17 protein-coding genes are annotated in these 14631 nt (G+C 60.3%); 6 read left to right on the top strand and 11 right to left on the bottom strand.

The window, feature by feature from the left end; all coding sequences use genetic code 11:
- The first annotated feature begins 80 nt into the window (after nt 1-80).
- On the top strand, nt 81-2090 hold the full coding sequence (locus tag KBY73_RS12395; RefSeq protein ID WP_254937399.1) for a 1-acyl-sn-glycerol-3-phosphate acyltransferase: 2010 nt from the start codon (nt 81-83) through the stop codon (nt 2088-2090).
- On the opposite strand, the gene KBY73_RS12400 is transcribed toward KBY73_RS12395, so the two are convergent.
- The 3 genes from KBY73_RS12400 to KBY73_RS12410 are packed head-to-tail and all read right to left on the bottom strand — an operon-like array spanning nt 2091 to nt 4712.
- Complete coding sequence (locus KBY73_RS12400; protein ID WP_254937400.1) at nt 2091-3341, bottom strand: beta-ketoacyl synthase; 1251 nt, start codon at nt 3339-3341, stop codon at nt 2091-2093.
- Nucleotides 3325-3714: an acyl carrier protein gene (locus tag KBY73_RS12405; protein ID WP_254937401.1), complete on the bottom strand. Its 390-nt coding sequence runs from the start codon at nt 3712-3714 to the stop codon at nt 3325-3327. Before KBY73_RS12405 ends, KBY73_RS12400 begins: the two co-directional genes overlap by 17 nt.
- A 50-nt stretch (nt 3715-3764) precedes the next feature.
- Nucleotides 3765-4712 (bottom strand): GNAT family N-acyltransferase, encoded by a 948-nt coding sequence (locus KBY73_RS12410; protein WP_254937402.1) that lies wholly within the window; start codon nt 4710-4712, stop codon nt 3765-3767.
- 252 nt (nt 4713-4964) lie between these two features.
- On the opposite strand from KBY73_RS12410, the gene KBY73_RS12415 reads away from it, so the two are divergent.
- From KBY73_RS12415 to KBY73_RS12425, 3 genes are read left to right on the top strand one after another with little or no spacing between them, the layout of a single operon-like run.
- Entirely contained in the window at nt 4965-6011 is a 1047-nt protein-coding gene (locus KBY73_RS12415) for a polysaccharide biosynthesis/export family protein (RefSeq protein ID WP_254937519.1), read from the top strand.
- Between the two features lie 6 nt (nt 6012-6017).
- Nucleotides 6018-6458, top strand: a complete 441-nt coding sequence (locus tag KBY73_RS12420) for a 23S rRNA (pseudouridine(1915)-N(3))-methyltransferase RlmH (protein ID WP_254937520.1) — start codon at nt 6018-6020, stop codon at nt 6456-6458.
- 24 nt (nt 6459-6482) lie between these two features.
- Nucleotides 6483-6884: an OsmC family protein gene (locus tag KBY73_RS12425; protein ID WP_254937403.1), complete on the top strand. Its 402-nt coding sequence runs from the start codon at nt 6483-6485 to the stop codon at nt 6882-6884.
- A 26-nt stretch (nt 6885-6910) separates the two neighbouring features.
- Here KBY73_RS12425 and purB read toward each other — a convergent pair whose 3' ends face one another.
- Together purB and KBY73_RS12435 are read right to left on the bottom strand one after the other, a co-directional pair.
- Complete coding sequence (gene purB, locus KBY73_RS12430; RefSeq protein ID WP_254937404.1) at nt 6911-8206, bottom strand: adenylosuccinate lyase; 1296 nt, start codon at nt 8204-8206, stop codon at nt 6911-6913.
- Nucleotides 8207-8272: 66 nt separating this feature from the next.
- Nucleotides 8273-8485 carry a hypothetical protein gene (locus KBY73_RS12435; RefSeq protein ID WP_254937405.1) on the bottom strand — a complete coding sequence of 71 codons (213 nt, stop codon included), beginning with the start codon at nt 8483-8485 and terminating at the stop codon, nt 8273-8275.
- Nucleotides 8486-8598: 113 nt separating this feature from the next.
- Here KBY73_RS12435 and KBY73_RS12440 point away from each other — a divergent pair, with 113 nt between their 5' ends.
- Complete coding sequence (locus KBY73_RS12440) at nt 8599-9525, top strand: TlyA family RNA methyltransferase (RefSeq protein ID WP_254937406.1); 927 nt, start codon at nt 8599-8601, stop codon at nt 9523-9525.
- 22 nt (nt 9526-9547) lie between these two features.
- On the opposite strand, the gene KBY73_RS12445 is transcribed toward KBY73_RS12440, so the two are convergent.
- Nucleotides 9548-9886: a P-II family nitrogen regulator gene (locus KBY73_RS12445; protein ID WP_254937407.1), complete on the bottom strand. Its 339-nt coding sequence runs from the start codon at nt 9884-9886 to the stop codon at nt 9548-9550.
- Nucleotides 9887-10072: 186 nt separating this feature from the next.
- Here KBY73_RS12445 and queF point away from each other — a divergent pair, with 186 nt between their 5' ends.
- Nucleotides 10073-10498, top strand: a complete 426-nt coding sequence (queF, locus tag KBY73_RS12450; protein ID WP_254937408.1) for a preQ(1) synthase — start codon at nt 10073-10075, stop codon at nt 10496-10498.
- Here queF and KBY73_RS12455 read toward each other — a convergent pair.
- The 5 genes from KBY73_RS12455 to apcB form a co-directional block, all read right to left on the bottom strand.
- On the bottom strand, nt 10495-11793 hold the full coding sequence (locus KBY73_RS12455) for a cytochrome c biogenesis protein ResB (protein ID WP_254937409.1): 1299 nt from the start codon (nt 11791-11793) through the stop codon (nt 10495-10497). The genes queF and KBY73_RS12455 overlap by 4 nt on opposite strands.
- A complete protein-coding gene (locus KBY73_RS12460) occupies nt 11790-12527 on the bottom strand; it encodes a cytochrome c biogenesis protein CcdA (RefSeq protein WP_254937410.1) in 738 nt (245 codons plus the stop codon). The genes KBY73_RS12455 and KBY73_RS12460 overlap by 4 nt, the downstream gene beginning before the upstream one ends.
- Before the next feature lie 9 nt (nt 12528-12536).
- Nucleotides 12537-13676: an FtsW/RodA/SpoVE family cell cycle protein gene (locus KBY73_RS12465; protein WP_254937521.1), complete on the bottom strand. Its 1140-nt coding sequence runs from the start codon at nt 13674-13676 to the stop codon at nt 12537-12539.
- A gap of 215 nt (nt 13677-13891) precedes the next feature.
- Nucleotides 13892-14092, bottom strand: a complete 201-nt coding sequence (locus KBY73_RS12470; protein ID WP_254937411.1) for a phycobilisome linker polypeptide — start codon at nt 14090-14092, stop codon at nt 13892-13894.
- A gap of 33 nt (nt 14093-14125) precedes the next feature.
- Nucleotides 14126-14614: an allophycocyanin subunit beta gene (gene apcB, locus KBY73_RS12475; RefSeq protein WP_254937412.1), complete on the bottom strand. Its 489-nt coding sequence runs from the start codon at nt 14612-14614 to the stop codon at nt 14126-14128.
- Nucleotides 14615-14631 lie beyond the last annotated feature (17 nt).

The following is a 14631-nucleotide window of genomic DNA, read 5'->3' on the forward strand; positions in this document are numbered from 1 at the left end:
TTTATTGTTCTAAGCATGGCAAAATTAACTCCAAATCTAGCTCAAGGGATACTCGTTTGAACTCTTCCAGGCCTGCGACCTTGGTTCAAGTACAGATTAATGGCCCTGTGTTGCTGTTGATCGGCCCGATTGGTCTGTTCTTTGCACGCTTCTGTAACTACCTCCGCGGCTGTGGTATTCCAGTAGTCAAGGTGGCGTTTCCCCTGCATGAATTTGGTTTTGCGCGAGATGTGCGCGTGCCATTCAATGGCTCAATGGAGGAGTGGCGCCCCTTTTTGCGCCAGCTGCTGGTGGAGAGAGGAATACGCCACATCTTTATGTATGGAGATTTTATAATTCCCCATCGCGTCGCAATTGAGGAGGCTCAGCGCATTGGCGTTGAGGCTTGGGTGTTTGAACTCGGCTATATCAGGCCTAATTACGTAAGCTTGGAGCGGGATAGGGTGAACTCCCGCTCTAACCTAAATCAACCACTTGAATTTTATAGGGCCCTGCCGCCTGTAAATGTCTTGCCTGGTGGTTGTCTGGAGCCAGGTTGGAGGTGGCGCAAGATTTGGAAGGCTCCAACTTTCCTTCAGCATGCTTTCACTCGTTATCCGATTATCGAGGGTGAGCACAAGTTGCAACCCTCGCCTCAGTTTGTCTGGTGCCAGCTGCGCGGTAATTGGCGTTTCTGGCTTTATAGATTTAGTGAGCGTTCGATCAAGAGGAGGCTGCTTGAACATCTCTCCTTCTTCTTGGTTGTGCTTCAGGTCTCTAGTGATTCGCAGATCCAGATGGGCTCGCCCTATCGGGGCATGCATGATTTTATTGAGGATGTAATCAGTTCGTTTGCTGCGAACGCCCATGCCTCTGATCACCTTGCCTTTAAGCATCATCCACGTGATCGTGGATATAATCATTACGGTAGGCTCATTCAGCTTTTAGCCACCCGTTATGGAGTCTCCGGACGTGTGCATTATTTTCACGATGGAGCCTTGAGTCGTTTTCTGCGTGCCTGCAGGGGCGTTGTAACGGTCAACAGTACGGTTGGTTTGCAGGCCTTGTTTCATGCTGTGCCTACAAAGGTTATGGGGCAAACTTTTTATAATTTACCTGGCCTTACTGATCAAAAGCCTCTGGATCAATTCTGGCAGCAGCCCCAGACTAGTGATCGGCCACTCTTTTATCGCTTTTACTCCCACCTTGTCACTAGCACTCAGGTTAATGGCAATTTTGATGGCGATTTCCCCTTTCGGACTACTTTCCCCATAGGTCCAGATGCTCGCCGGTTAGCGCCTTCTCCCCAGCTGCCAGATGCCCCCGTGCCCAGTCGCAGATCCGGCGTGATCCTGCTGCCTCGTCTGCTAGGCCGTTTGGGCTGGGCTGCAGGGTTTTTTGCGATTTATGGCTTGCAGTTACTGGCACTTGCTTTGGGCTTTAAGCGTGCTGCTTCCTGGTTGCTTGCTTGTACAGCTGGGGCGGGACTAAGGGCTCTTGGTGTACAGGTGGTCCTTGATGACAGCCAGCCCAGCGAGCCAGTTGGTGTGCCCTTGGTTCATATCTGGAATCACACAAGCCCGATAGATGTGCTGGTGGTGCAAGGGGTGATCAGGTTGCCAAGTATCACAACTGCCAACCTGCACATGAGCCACTTCATGCCTTGGTTTGCCCAGTCGGCTGCTAATGCGGGCCATGCGCTGATGAATCATAAAGATGGGCGATCGCGCACTGCTGCTTTATATGCTGCCTCCCGCACGCTGGCGGAACGGGGACAGGTGATCCTGGCGCCCAATGGTTCATTGGTTACGCCAATACATCAGAGAGTTTCGGCGAGCCCCTTACTGCTAGCCCGTCGTCATAGTGCCCTTGTTGTGCCATGGACCTTTGTGCAGGAAGGATTGCCGAGTCCTGAAGACTTGCGCTATCGCCCCCTTAGATTGCTGCTGTCAAGACTTACAGCTCCGATTGGCACCATTTATTGCCGGCGAGGGCGTGCCAGGGATCTGCTGCTGCCTGAATCAAACTGTGACGTCGGCAGCTTTAAGGCAGCGGTGCAGGCTTATTACGCCCGCACCACTAACCTTCCCAGTAGAACTGATAAGGGGTGATCAGGCCGCCAGGATCAGGCTGATGTTGTGGCCGCCGAAGCCGAAGGCATTCTTGAGGGCATAGCGCTCGCTGTTACGGCTTGGCAGTGCTAGCGACTCCTGTTGAACCACTGCAAGATTTATGGCTGGATCGAGAGGGTTTGAGTTCAGGCTGCGCGGCACTATTCCTTGACGCAAAGCTTGCAGGGCAAGGATCGTTTCCACTGCGCCTGCAGCTCCGAGTAGGTGTCCAAACTGGCCCTTAGGCGCTGTTACGGGCATGTGGTCTAGGGCATTGCCTAGGCCGCGGCGCAGGGCTCGCGACTCTGCCAGGTCTCCCACTGGTGTGCCCGTGGCGTGAGCCTGAACGAAGCTGAGGTCCGCCACTGTCAGATCCGCCCGTTGCAGGGCATCGGCGATCGCTTGGCTTGCTTGCAGGCCTTCTGGTTCAGGAGCAACGATGTGGTGACCATCGCTGCTGCAACCGCAGGCCTGGAGTATTCCCAAGGGAGCAGGTGCTCCGCTGGCTAGGTCCCGCTCCCTTTGCAATACCAATACGCCTGCGCCCTCTGACAGCACGAAACCGTCCCTGTCCTTGCCATAGGGCCTTGAAGCCTGCTCAGGCTCCTCGTTACGACTAGAGAGGGCCCGCATTGCGGCAAACCCGACCAATCCCAGTCGATTCACAGGGGCTTCTGTGCCACCGGCTAAAACCACGTCAGCCCGATTGTCATTGATCAGTAGCTGGGCCAGCAGCAGGGCTTCGGCGCCAGATGCGCAAGCTGAAACCGGCGTATGGGCCCCTCCGTGCAGTCCAAGGTCGATCGCAATATGGCTTGCCGCTGCATTTGGTATCAGCATTGGCACGGTCAGGGGGTTCACCCGCGTCGGGCCCGCATTCAGCAGGATGGTGTGCTGGCGCTCAAGTGTGGCCAGGCCACCGATCCCTGTGCCGATCACAACTGCAATTCGGGCAGGATCTACACCTGAGAGGTGCGGTGAAGCCTGAGCCCATGCTTGACGGGCTGCTAGAAGGGCCAGCTGGGAACAGCGATCCAGGCGCCGTTGTAGTAAAGGCTCCAAGGTCTCAATTAGATCTTGCTGTACGCAGCCTGCCAACCTGATCGGCAGGTCTTTCGCCCATTCATCAGCGAGTGCCCTAACTCCGGAGCGTCCAGAGAGAATTGCTTGCCAAGTGCTTTCGGGGTCGTTCCCTAATGGGTTTATCGAGCCCCAGCCTGTAACCGCCAGCCGTTCAGGTGGCTTGCGCATCGGGTTGCTCCATGGACCTCAGATGATTCTGAATATCGCCCACCGTTTGGAATTTGAGCAGGTCTTCCTCCCTTATTTTGATGCCGAGGCACTCATCGGCTTCGATCAGAATTTCGTAGAAGCCAAGGGAGTCAATGCCTATGTCTTCGATCAGGCGGGCCTCTGGGGTGATCCGGGCGGGGTCAGCGCCTGAGATCTGAATCAGAATCTGAGTCAACCGATCCTGAAGTTCCTCGGGGTTTTGAAGCGAGACTGAAGCAGTTGAATGCCCGGGGTTTGTAGGCAGATTGGCCTCTGAGCTTGGTTGGCGGGAAGGGTTCGCAGGGCTCAACGGCAGGAGTTCAGTCTGGTCGTTTTCAGGGTTCGCGCGCATCGAGGACCCCAAAGCGACTGCATGGAAACGTACCAGCCCAGAGGGCTGGTTCAGCTGCCTCGGTACCAGCTGAAATGCCGGTAGACAGGTTGGTGGACGAAGTCGATGAAGTGCTGTAGCCGGCTGCTGGGGATGCGGCTGAGGTCGGCAGCCATCAGGATTTCGGTGATTTGATTGAAGTCACGGGCCAGGGAGAGGTTTCGAACCCTGGCTTCCATCAAGTTGATGTACTGGCGGAGCAGCACGGGCAACCGAAAGCTTGGCTCCAGCTGCTCCCTGATCTGCTGTTCAAGGCCCTGAATGGTCTCGATGGATCCCTGGGCTTCCATTGGTTCAAGCCAGCTAAGCGAATGGCGGGGCTGGGGACAGGGCAGCTCCGTTTCCAGAAATGGTGCCCGCATCAGGCTGCCTAGAAAGCTTTGGTTGACTGCGTCGCTGTAGGCAAAATGGTTGTAGGAGACCAGTCCATGGATGGATTGGTAGCCAGAGGAAACTGCCACCTGAAGTCCGCCCCTAAACAGGCACATCAAGGTGTGAGGCTGGCGCTGGAAGCGGGGCGCAAGAGCTACTCGACCAATTTCCAGGTGATTGCCTCGCTGGGCCAGCATCGTTTTGATGCCTGGATAAACGTGCTCCAGGTAGGACTGATGGCCTGCTGGAGTTGGCGTCTTGTCACCTGCTTGGCCGCTTTGGCCGAAGTCATGTCTAGGCACGAACTGGAGCCGGGCGGAGCCCGCCAACTCGCCGCTACAGCCCTCCACCAGTAGGAAATGGTCGTAGAAGCAGTCCCTGCTATCGAGGTCACGGGTCTGCCCCGAGCCAGAAAGTTGTTGGCGGTAGGTCAGTTCCCGCAGGATGCCTACTGGGTCTGCATAGGGTGCAAAATGTTCACCAGGCAGCAAATAAAGGTCGAGGCCCTGGGAGCTGAACAAAAAGTAAGGGGCGAGCTCTGCCTCTACCTGCTGAAGAGGAAGGGCTACCGGGGCTGGCTGATTCAAGATGGTCCCTTCCTTCCCCTTCACGCTTGGGCTCAAAGTAGGTGAAGATTAGCCCCGACTAGAGACCGCACTGGTTTAGCTGCTACGCCGATTTCCAAACCCCATCGCCTTCCAGGACCCTTGCCTGCAGATTTCCATTCCCAACCGTCTGCTACCCGCAGGCCCCTGGCCAGGCTGATCGTGGCCACAGCACTGGGTGCCCCATTCAGCTGCCTTGCTGCTCTGGCTCAGCCCCAGCTGCAGTCTTACCCCATGCCAGGGGCACCAGGAGCTCTGCCGAGCGCCTCTGCTGTGTGGCCAGCGGATCCGGGCAGGAGCTTCCGCTATCGGCTTGGTCCAGGGGACCGGTTGCGTATGTCCGTATTCAAGGTTGAAGGCTACGCCGCAGAAGTGGAGATACTCAGCGACGGCACTATCAACTTGCCACGGTTGAACTCAGTGCCCGTCTCGGGCCTCAGCCTGGATGAAGCTCAGAAACGGATTACAAGCTTGTATTCCCGTTACCTGCGCAGACCTCTAGTCTATCTCGATTTAATTGCTCCCCGTCCGGTGCGGATCACCGTGGTGGGGGAGGTTCAGAAGCCAGGTTTCTATAGCCTCACCCAGGAGGCCAAGAGTTCCAGCCTCCAGGCTGTCGGCGCCCAGCAGACCACTATTACAAGCGCTGGTTGGCCCACCTTGGTCGATGCGGTTCAGAAGGCAGGAGGCATTACTGCTACTGCCAATCTCTCTGATGTTGTGCTGATCCGTCAGGGAAGCAGGCCTGAATCGCCCAAGACCAGCTTTCGCTTTGATTTTCTAGCTACTCTTTTGGGCCAGTCCCAGACGGTCAATCCCCTGCTGATGGATGGGGACACAGTTCAAGTTTCCAAGCTTGAAGGTGTTACTACTAATGAGATTTTGATCAGGGCTGGTAAGTCGAATCTTTCCGCTGATGCCATTGCCGTTACGGTCGTGGGAGAGGTTAATGTTCCTGGCCTTAAGCAAGTTCGTTCCAATAGCTCGCTTACTGAGGCGGTAATGGCAGCCGGAGACTTAAATCAGCTGAGAGCCGATGCCAATTTCATTCGCCTGTTGAGGATGCAGAGCGATGGCACAGTTGTTTCAACTCGATTGCGTTTTCAGCCAGGAGCCACACTTGGATCAATCAACAATCCTGCTCTGCAGAACGGTGATGTAATTGTTGTAGCTCGTAATGGCTGGACGAGTTTCAATCAGCGTCTTGCCCAAACTGTGGAGCCCCTTGGTCCCTTGCTGAATGCGGCTTCCCTCTACAACATTTTGGTTAAAGGCCCCTAGGCAGTGATCAACCCAGCCCGCATCCGCATCCTGGCAGTGGGCAAAGTGCGCAAGGGTTGGGTGCAGGAAGGTATTGCCCTTTATCGCAGGCGGTTGCCCGGGCTTGAGATCGCGGAGCTCAGAGACTCCACGATGGCTAAGGAGGCGGAGGCGATCAGCGCAGCCCTGCGGCCTGAGGAGCGGCTGGTGGTGCTCAGCGAAGAGGGATGCACCTTGGATTCGCTGGCCTTTGCCGAGCAGCTGCGTGGATCTGGTTCTGATCGGATTGCCTTCGTGATCGGCGGTGCGGATGGCCTGGAGCCGGCGCTCAAGGCCCAGGCTGCCTGGCGCCTCAGCCTTTCGCCGATGACCTTCCCCCATGAGTTGGCGCGGCTGTTGTTGCTCGAGCAGCTTTATCGCGCCAACACCATTCTTCAGGGTGGGCCCTACCACCGCCCAGGCGCTTGAGTGGGGTGGTGCTTACGCCACGCGATGCCCACGATTGATAGCCGCTACGAGGGAGCCCTGCGCTGCCACTCCAGCCATGGCCCCTCTGCCTCTGTGCTCGAGACCGATGCCCCCACCGACAACCAGGGCAAGGGGGAGCGTTTCTCGCCCACCGATCTGGTGGCCACGGCCCTGAGCACCTGCATCCTGACGATCCTGGGGATCGTTGCCGAGCGCCACGGCTGGCCGCTGCAGGGTGCAACCGCCCGGATTGAAAAAACCATGACCCCTGAGGCGCCGCGGCGCATTGCCCTACTGGAGGTGTGGATCAGCTTGCCGGCGGGTCTCAGCGAGCAGCAGCGGTCCGTTCTGCGTCAGGCCGGTGAAAGCTGCCCGGTCAAGCTGAGCCTGGAGGGGTCAGTGCCGATGCGGCTGCACTGGGCCTGAATTGCCTGCCAGCTCAAACCCCCGGCTCAAATCCCCAGTCGCTGCCAGATCACGCCCAGGTTGGCCTGATGCAGATCGGTGCTGAAACACTCAGCCAGCTGCTCAGCGCTGAGCTTGCTGGTCACCTCCCCATCGGCTTCAAGGTTGGCGCGGAAGTTGCCGCCATCTTTGTTCCAGGCGCTGTGGGCGTTGCGCTGCACAATTCGGTAAGCGTCTTCGCGGTTGATGCCGGCTTCCACTAGGGCCAGCAGCACCCGCTGGCTAAAGACCACGCCTCCGTAGACGTTCATGTTGCGGGCCATGTTTTCTGGGTAGACCCCTAAGCCCTTCACTACCTCGGTCATCTCCCGCAGCATGAAGTGCAGGGTGGTGGAGCAGTCGGGCAGCATCATCCGCTCTACAGAGCTGTGACTGATGTCGCGCTCGTGCCAGAGGGCACAGTTTTCCAGGGCCGCCACCACATAGCTGCGCAGCACCCGCGCCAGGCCGCTGATCCGCTCGCTGCGGATCGGGTTGCGCTTGTGGGGCATGGCCGAGCTGCCCTTCTGCCCCTTGGCGAAGTTCTCTTCCACCTCGAGCACGTCGGTGCGCTGCAGGTTGCGGATCTCGGTGGAGAAGCGCTCCAGCGCCGCGCCCACCAGGGCCAGGGTCTGCACGTATTCGGCGTGGCGATCGCGGGCGATCACCTGGGTGCTGGCCGTATCTGGCACCAGGCCGAGCTTGGCGCAGGCGATCGCCTCCACCTGGGGGTCGGTGTTGGCGTAGGTGCCCATGGCGCCGCTGATCTGGCCCACGCTCACCACCCGCTCGAGCCGCTCGAGGCGCTCGCGGTTGCGTTCCACTTCCGCCAGCCAGCCGGCCACCTTGAAGCCGAAGCTGATCGGTTCGCCATGGATGGCATGGCTGCGGCCGATCATCACCGTGCCCTTGTGCTCGCGGGCTAGCGCCCTGAGGGCATCGGCGAGTGCGTCGAGCTCGGCGCGCAACAGGGCCACCGATGCTTTCATCTGCAGGGCCAGGCCTGTATCGAGCACATCTGAGCTGGTCATGCCCACGTGGATGTAGCGGCCCGCATCGCCCACGTGCTCGTTCACATTGGTGAGGAAGGCGATCACGTCGTGGCGCACTTCGGCCTCGATCTCGAGGATGCGCTCTACCGAAAATCTGGCCTTCGCCTTAATCGTTGCGACCGCCTCAGCAGGCACTCGCCCCAACTCACAGTTGGCCTCGGTGGCAGCGATCTCCACGTCGAGCCAGCTCTGAAACTTGGCCTCTTCACTCCAGAGGTTGCCCATCTCGGGCAAGGTATAACGCTCGATCAAGGCCGCGCCTGGCTCACTGCCAGACCAATGTATGGGTGCGCCCCTGCCTCCCTTAGTCAGCGCTCTTTAGGCAGCTGCCGTCAGGCGCTGGTGCTCCACCTCCCACTGCACCAGGCTGCCCCAGGCCTGCTGCCGCACCCAGCATCGCCCCCCGCGGCACTGGATCAGCTGGAAGGGGGGCAGGTCGGAGGGTTGATTGCGCAGTTTGACGAAGCTGCCGGGATAGAGCAGTTCCAGCACATTGGCTGCAGCATTCGCGCTCCGGATTGAGGTGGCCATCGGTGCCGGATCAACTTCTCGGCGCCATCCTCTGCCGGGTTTTGGTGCGGAGGCGGAGATGCTTGGAATCTGTTCCGGTTGCGTTGTGGTTTGATCACAAAAGGTGGAGCGCCATGGCTCGCAAGCAACGACTGGATTTGGAGCTCGTGGCCCGCGGACTGGCGGCTAGCCGTCAGCAGGCCCAGCTGTTGATTAGGGCCGGCCGGGTGCGCCAAGGCGACAAAGTGCTCGATAAACCAGGCACCGAGGTGCTGCCGGAGGCGGAGCTGCTGGTGCAGCAGCTTCCTCGCTACGTATCAAGGGGTGGCGAAAAGCTAGTGAGGGCACTAGAGGCCTTCCCAGTAGCCGTGCAGGGTCGCGTTTGCCTTGATGGCGGCATCTCCACTGGCGGCTTCAGCGATTGTCTGCTTCAGCACGGGGCCTGCCGGATTTACGGGATCGATGTGGGCTACGGCCAGACGGCCTGGAGCCTGCGCAGTGATCCGCGGGTAGTGCTCAAGGAGCGCACCAACCTGCGTCACCTCACCCCGGCCGAGCTCTACGGGCCCGAGGACCCCTGGCCAACCCTGGCTGTGGCCGATGTGTCGTTCATTTCCCTCGCCCAGGTGCTGCCGGCCCTGCTGGGGTTGCTCCTGCCCGAGGCGCCGCTGGATCTGCTGTTGCTGGTTAAACCTCAATTTGAGGTGGGCAAGGGCCGGGTGGGCAAGGGCGGGGTGGTGCGTGATCCGGTTGCCCACTGCGATGCGATTGCGGGGGTGATGGCGGCGGCCGGGGCGTTGGGGCTTGAGGCCTGCGGCCTGGTGGCCTCACCGATCACCGGGCCTGCCGGCAACCATGAGTATCTGCTCTGGCTGCGGCGCTCTGATTGCGATGGGCAGGTCGGAATGGGTGATGTTGCCGGTGATGTTGCAGGGGATGTTTTTGAGCCTGTTGAACAGCTTGTTGAACCAGCCCAAACCGACCCGAAATTCCGCCCTGGGGCAATCAGCCCAGAGCAAATAAAAACCCTGGTAGCCAGCACGCTGACTCCCAGGGCATAAAAAGCAAAAGGGGCGCTGGCGCTCAGATGGCGCCGCTGTCCCGATCACCGGTGCGGATTCGAATCACCGAATCAATTGTGCTCACGAAGATCTTGCCGTCGCCGATTTCGCCGGTGCGGGCCGCGTCTTGAACGGCGCTCACCACGGTGTCGACCTTGTCGTCATCGACAACGATCTCAAGTTTGAGTTTCTGGAGGAATTCGACGGTGAATTCAGAGCCGCGATAGCGCTCCACCTGGCCCTTTTGACGGCCAAAACCCCGCACTTCGCTCACGGTCATGCCCACGATCCCCGCATTGACCAGGGCGACCTTGACGTCCTCGAGCTTGAAGGGACGAATGATGGCCTCAATTTTTTTCATAGGAACAGCTCGGGCTGGGTAGGAAGTCTCTCAGGAAATCCCTGCCGATGGTAGGGAGTAAAGCCATTAGGCCCGAGCTTTGCGGGGGTCGTCGTAGCGATTGCTACCGGCTCGGGCAGCTGTTGGCTGCGGCCACTTTCCTTAAGATCGCCTAGTGGCACTGGCCCTTTCCCTTTCCTTGCTCCGATGTCTTCCAGCCCAGTTTCTGCCAGCGCGTCCTCCCTCACCCAGACGCCCATGTATGGCGAGCGCGCCATCGCTGAAGCGGAGCTGATCTGTTTTGACAATCCCAGGCCTGGCCGTGCCTACGAGATTTCGATCGAGCTGCCGGAGTTCACCTGTAAGTGCCCGTTTTCCGGTTACCCCGATTTTGCGGTGTTGCGCTTGATCTACCAGCCCGGCCCCCGGGTGGTGGAGCTCAAGGCGATCAAGCTCTACGTGAACAGCTACCGCGACCGCTCCATTTCCCATGAAGAGGTGACGAATCGCATCTTGGATGATCTGGTTGCCGCCACCGATCCCCAGTGGATGCAGCTGGAGGCTGATTTTCACCCCCGCGGCAACGTTCACACCGTGGTTCGCGTCAGCCACGGCACGCGGCTGGCTTGTTAGAGCTGGGCGAGCATCTGGGGCAGCTCGGCAGCGAAGCCGGTGAGATTGCGGTTGCAGAGTCCGGCAACATGCAGCTGACCCGCCTGGCCGGCTGGCTGCTCGGCAATGGCCCAAAGCTGACGCGTAGCAAGCAAGCTGAGCCCGCCGCCGGCCAGGGCGATCGCAAATCCTGCGTACACCAAAGGCACGCCAGGATCACGCTTCAGCAGGATGCCACTGGCGGGTAGAACGCTTTCGACCCGTATCGGCAGCCCCTTTACCTCCACAGCTGCGCCGCCTGGGGCTAGGCGAGCTAGGGAGATTCCGTCGGCGCCGTAGATCTCAATTGGTCCTTGTTCGCTGCCCAGGCTGAGTAGCACCGGCTCGCTGCCATCGGGACGGGTGGGCAGGACGATGCCCCAAATCTGTTCGCCTAGCTGAGGAAAGCTCTGCAGCGGCAGCTCCAGCAGGGGGCTTTTGCCGAGTTGCAGGCTGATGGTGGCCAGGGCCCAGTCGGCTTGATAAAGGGTGACCCCCTGGAAGCGCAGCGGATGGTTGACGCTGATCTCGGCCTGCTTCAGCAGGCTGCCGCCGCTGCCATCGCCCTCGAGGATGCGCAGCTGGGAGGTGAATTGCTCAGGTCGCCCGGCGGGATCGCGCTGGATTGAAAAGCCGTCGAGGGCAAGGGTGAGTTGGCTGCTGCCCCGGCTGTCCATCAGCTCCAGGCTGCGGCCGGGGGCCAGGTATTGCTCAGCCCGTTGCCCACCAAGTGCTCCCCAGGCCGCTCCGAGCATCAGCACCACCATCCCGGCGTGTACCAGCAGGGGCCCGACCCGGCCCAGCAGCCCCTTGCGGGCGGCTAGGCGGTCGTGATGGCGCTGAATTTGCCAGCCCTGGAGTTGCAGCAGTCCGGCCAGCTGATCGAGGCTCTCCTTGGGGGTGTCGGTGCTGAGGGTTTCAGCCACGCTCAGCTTGCTGAGCTGGCGGGGTGAGCTGTAGTCGATCCAGCGCAGGGCGGCCTGCAGGGCGGGCCACTGGCGGCGCCAGCTGCAGAGCAGCAGGGCTAGGGCCAGCCAGGCCAGCAGCCCTAGGAACCAGCCGCTGGAATACACATGGTCGAGCTGCAGGGCAAGCACCCCATCAGCGTTCAGCAGTCCAAGCCAGGGCTGGGGGTCGTAGAGCCGGTGGTAGAGCTCTGCGGGTTCCCGCTGGGGGATGGCCGTGCCGACGCCACTGGTGATGGCAATCACCAAAAGCAGCACGATCGCCACCCGCAGATCGGAGATCCAGCCCACAACTCGCAGCAAGGCTTTCATCGCCAGTTGGCCACAAGGGTGAGGGCGCCGGTTGTCACCAGCACCACGCCGCTGATCGGGGGAACCCATTGGCCCAGCCGCCTCAGGCTCAGCAAGCCCGGCAGGCTGGCGGCCGCCGTGCCGGCCAGCAGCAGGGGCACCACCTGACCCGCTCCGAAGCTGGTGAGCAGCAACATGCCTACCAGGGGTTTGCCGTTTTGGGCCATCCAGGCCAGCAGCACAGCCAGCACTGGCGTTGTGCATGGGGTTGCGGCTAATCCAAAAGCTAGGCCTGCGGCTATGGGAGCCAGGGGTGCCGGCACCCGGCGACGCCAGATTTCAGGATCGGGTCCGGCGGGCAGGGGCAGCTTCAGCAGGCCCAGCAGGTTTAGGCCCATCAGCAGGGCAAGCACAGCCACCACCGTGGGAATCAGCCCGGGGATTTGGCCATAGATCCGGCCCAGTAGGCCGCTAACCAGGCCCAGCAGCACTAGGGAGGCCACGATGCCGGCCGCAAAGCTGAGGCTGCGCTGCCAGGGAGCCTGGCTGGGCTTAACGCCGGGCGTGCCGCCAAAGCCAGCCAGATAGGCAAGGGTGACCGGCAAAAGCGATAGGGAGCAGGGCCCCAGGCTCGTGAGCAGGCCGCCAGCAAAGACAACCCCAACGGTGGTGGGGGTGGGGCTGGCCAGGGAGTGCTGCAGCAGCGCCTCGCTGCTGCGGGCCCAATCGGCCAGTTGGGGCCCAAAACTAATCATGGGATCAGCCTATCGGGCAGCTGCGGTGCGCCGGCGCCTGGGGGTAGGGGCAAGACCGCCTGCCTCCAGCGAGCACCGGATCAATAGGCCGCAAACAAGCAGGCTGGCCATCAAGGAGTTGCCGCCATAGCTGATCAGTGGCAATGGCAGGCCGGTGGTGGGCATGGCACCGCTGGCTACGGCGATATTGAGGATGGATTGGCCCACCAGCAATGTGGTGCAGCCGATGGCGATCAGGCGCTGCTGGTTGCTGCGGCAGCTGAGGGCAACCCTCAGCCCAACAAAGCCAAACAGCAGCAAAAACAGCAGTAGCACCACCGAGCCCACGAAGCCAAATTCCTCAGCAAACACTGCAAAAATAAAATCGGTGCTCTGGATCGGCAGGTATTGCAGCTTCTGGGTGGAAAGGCCAAACCCCTCGCCTAGGAAGCCTCCTGAGCCGATCGCCATCAAGCTCTGCACCAGTTGGTAGCCGTCCCCCTGGGCATCTCGCCAGGGATCCAGGAAGGACACCACCCGCAAACGCTGGTATTCGTTGATCATGATGCTGGCGCTGCCAAGCAGCCCCCCCGCTCCGGCTGCCCCGAGCAGCATGGGCAGAGAAAGGCCCCCAGCCAGGGCCAGCAGCCAGAGCAGCAGCCCGGATAGGGCCGCGGTGCTGAGGTTTGGTTGCTTGAGGATCAGCAGGATCAGGGCGCCAAATGCCCCTAGCCAGAGCAGTTTCTGGTCGTTGCCGATGCGCTTCCAGTGGGCAAAAAGAGCAGCGCCCTGCAACACCACAAAAGGCTTGACTAATTCCGATGGCTGCAGCTGTACCGGTCCAAGCACCAACCAGCGACTGGCGCCGTTGACAGTGCTGCCCATCACCAGGGTGGCTGCGACCAGAACGATCCCAACCCATAACCCCAGCGGTGCCAGGTGCAGCCAGCGCCGCAGGCTGGTGCGCAGGCCGAGCCAGAGCAGCCCCCAGCTGGCAGCCATCCAAATCAACTGGCGCTTGAGATAAAAGGCGCCGTCACCCATCTCCCGTTCAGCTACCCACCAACTGGCAGAGGTGAGCACTAATAGTCCGATCACGCTCCAGAGCGCCACCATGCCCAGAAGCAACCTGGCCTCTGCTGGCCACTGGGACCAGGGCAACGGCAGCAGCGCCCCAGCCTTCGGAGGACCGCCGACAGCGTCGCGGTGGGGGTTGTGAGTTGCGGTGCGGGCCAAGGCTGAAATTGGGGAGTGGCGGAGGTAGGGCCATCGTCAACCCATTGAGCCGTGCCCGGGGGGGTGTTGTCGACCCCTGGCAACCAGAGTCAAACAATAAAAAAGCCCGGCATCTGCCGAGCTTGGGGAGAAACCAAAGGCACTGAATGTCAGTTGCCGACGTTCTGTTGGCGACGCCCAGTGGCTAATTCCACTTTGAGGATCTTGCCGCCCTGTTTCATGATCCGCTGCTGCTCAGCGAACCAGCTGTCGTAGGGCACCCATTTGGTGAAATAGGTGTTTTGAAGCTCACGCTGGGAGCGGCTCTTTTCCGGGCAAGGAATGCAAGCCGTGATCTTGAACAGACGCATGGAGATGATCCTCGGGTGTGCCGATGGCAGGGATCAGTTGCCCAAGCCGGAGCAGATGTAGTCGAAATAGACGGCCATTTCACGGCCAGCATCAGGACCCACCAGGGCAGCGGTGGTTTCCTTCATGGCCTGGATGGATTGGACGGTGGCACCAATGGGTACACCCAGGGAGTTGTAGGTCTCCTTGAGACCATTCAGTACACGCTCGTCGAGGATGGAGGTGTCCCCAGCCAGCATGGCGTAGGTGGCGTAGCGCAGGTAGTAGTCCAGATCGCGAATGCAAGCTGCATAGCGACGGGTGGTGTACATGTTGCCGCCCGGACGGGTGATGTCCGAATACAGCAGCGACTTGGCTACGGCTTCTTTGATGATGGCCGAACCATTGGCGCTGATGGTGGCAGCGGCGCGGACGCGCAGCTCACCACTGGCGAAGTACTGCTCCAGGCGGCCCATGGCGGAGCCGTCCAGGTACAGGCCCTGAACGTCGGCCTGGTTAATGACGTTGGTGATCGCGTCTTGCATGAATCCGGCTGTGGTGG

The sequence above is a fragment of the Cyanobium sp. Tous-M-B4 genome, assembly GCF_024345395.1.
Lineage (GTDB): Bacteria > Cyanobacteriota > Cyanobacteriia > PCC-6307 > Cyanobiaceae > Cyanobium_A.

Excerpts from the sequence above, each read along its gene's own strand:
- KBY73_RS12400 (WP_254937400.1), bottom strand. The coding sequence starts at position 3,341 with ATGCGCAAGCCACCTGAACGGCTGGCGGTTACAGGCTGGGGCTCGATA.
- KBY73_RS12405 (WP_254937401.1), bottom strand. The coding sequence starts at position 3,714 with ATGCGCGCGAACCCTGAAAACGACCAGACTGAACTCCTGCCGTTGAGC.
- KBY73_RS12415 (WP_254937519.1), top strand. The coding sequence starts at position 4,965 with ATGCCAGGGGCACCAGGAGCTCTGCCGAGCGCCTCTGCTGTGTGGCCA.
- KBY73_RS12425 (WP_254937403.1), top strand. The coding sequence starts at position 6,483 with ATGCCCACGATTGATAGCCGCTACGAGGGAGCCCTGCGCTGCCACTCC.
- KBY73_RS12435 (WP_254937405.1), bottom strand. The coding sequence starts at position 8,485 with ATGGCCACCTCAATCCGGAGCGCGAATGCTGCAGCCAATGTGCTGGAA.
- KBY73_RS12440 (WP_254937406.1), top strand. The coding sequence starts at position 8,599 with ATGGCTCGCAAGCAACGACTGGATTTGGAGCTCGTGGCCCGCGGACTG.
- KBY73_RS12445 (WP_254937407.1), bottom strand. The coding sequence starts at position 9,886 with ATGAAAAAAATTGAGGCCATCATTCGTCCCTTCAAGCTCGAGGACGTC.
- queF (WP_254937408.1), top strand. The coding sequence starts at position 10,073 with ATGTCTTCCAGCCCAGTTTCTGCCAGCGCGTCCTCCCTCACCCAGACG.
- KBY73_RS12455 (WP_254937409.1), bottom strand. The coding sequence starts at position 11,793 with ATGAAAGCCTTGCTGCGAGTTGTGGGCTGGATCTCCGATCTGCGGGTG.
- KBY73_RS12460 (WP_254937410.1), bottom strand. The coding sequence starts at position 12,527 with ATGATTAGTTTTGGGCCCCAACTGGCCGATTGGGCCCGCAGCAGCGAG.
- KBY73_RS12470 (WP_254937411.1), bottom strand. The coding sequence starts at position 14,092 with ATGCGTCTGTTCAAGATCACGGCTTGCATTCCTTGCCCGGAAAAGAGC.
- apcB (WP_254937412.1), bottom strand. The coding sequence starts at position 14,614 with ATGCAAGACGCGATCACCAACGTCATTAACCAGGCCGACGTTCAGGGC.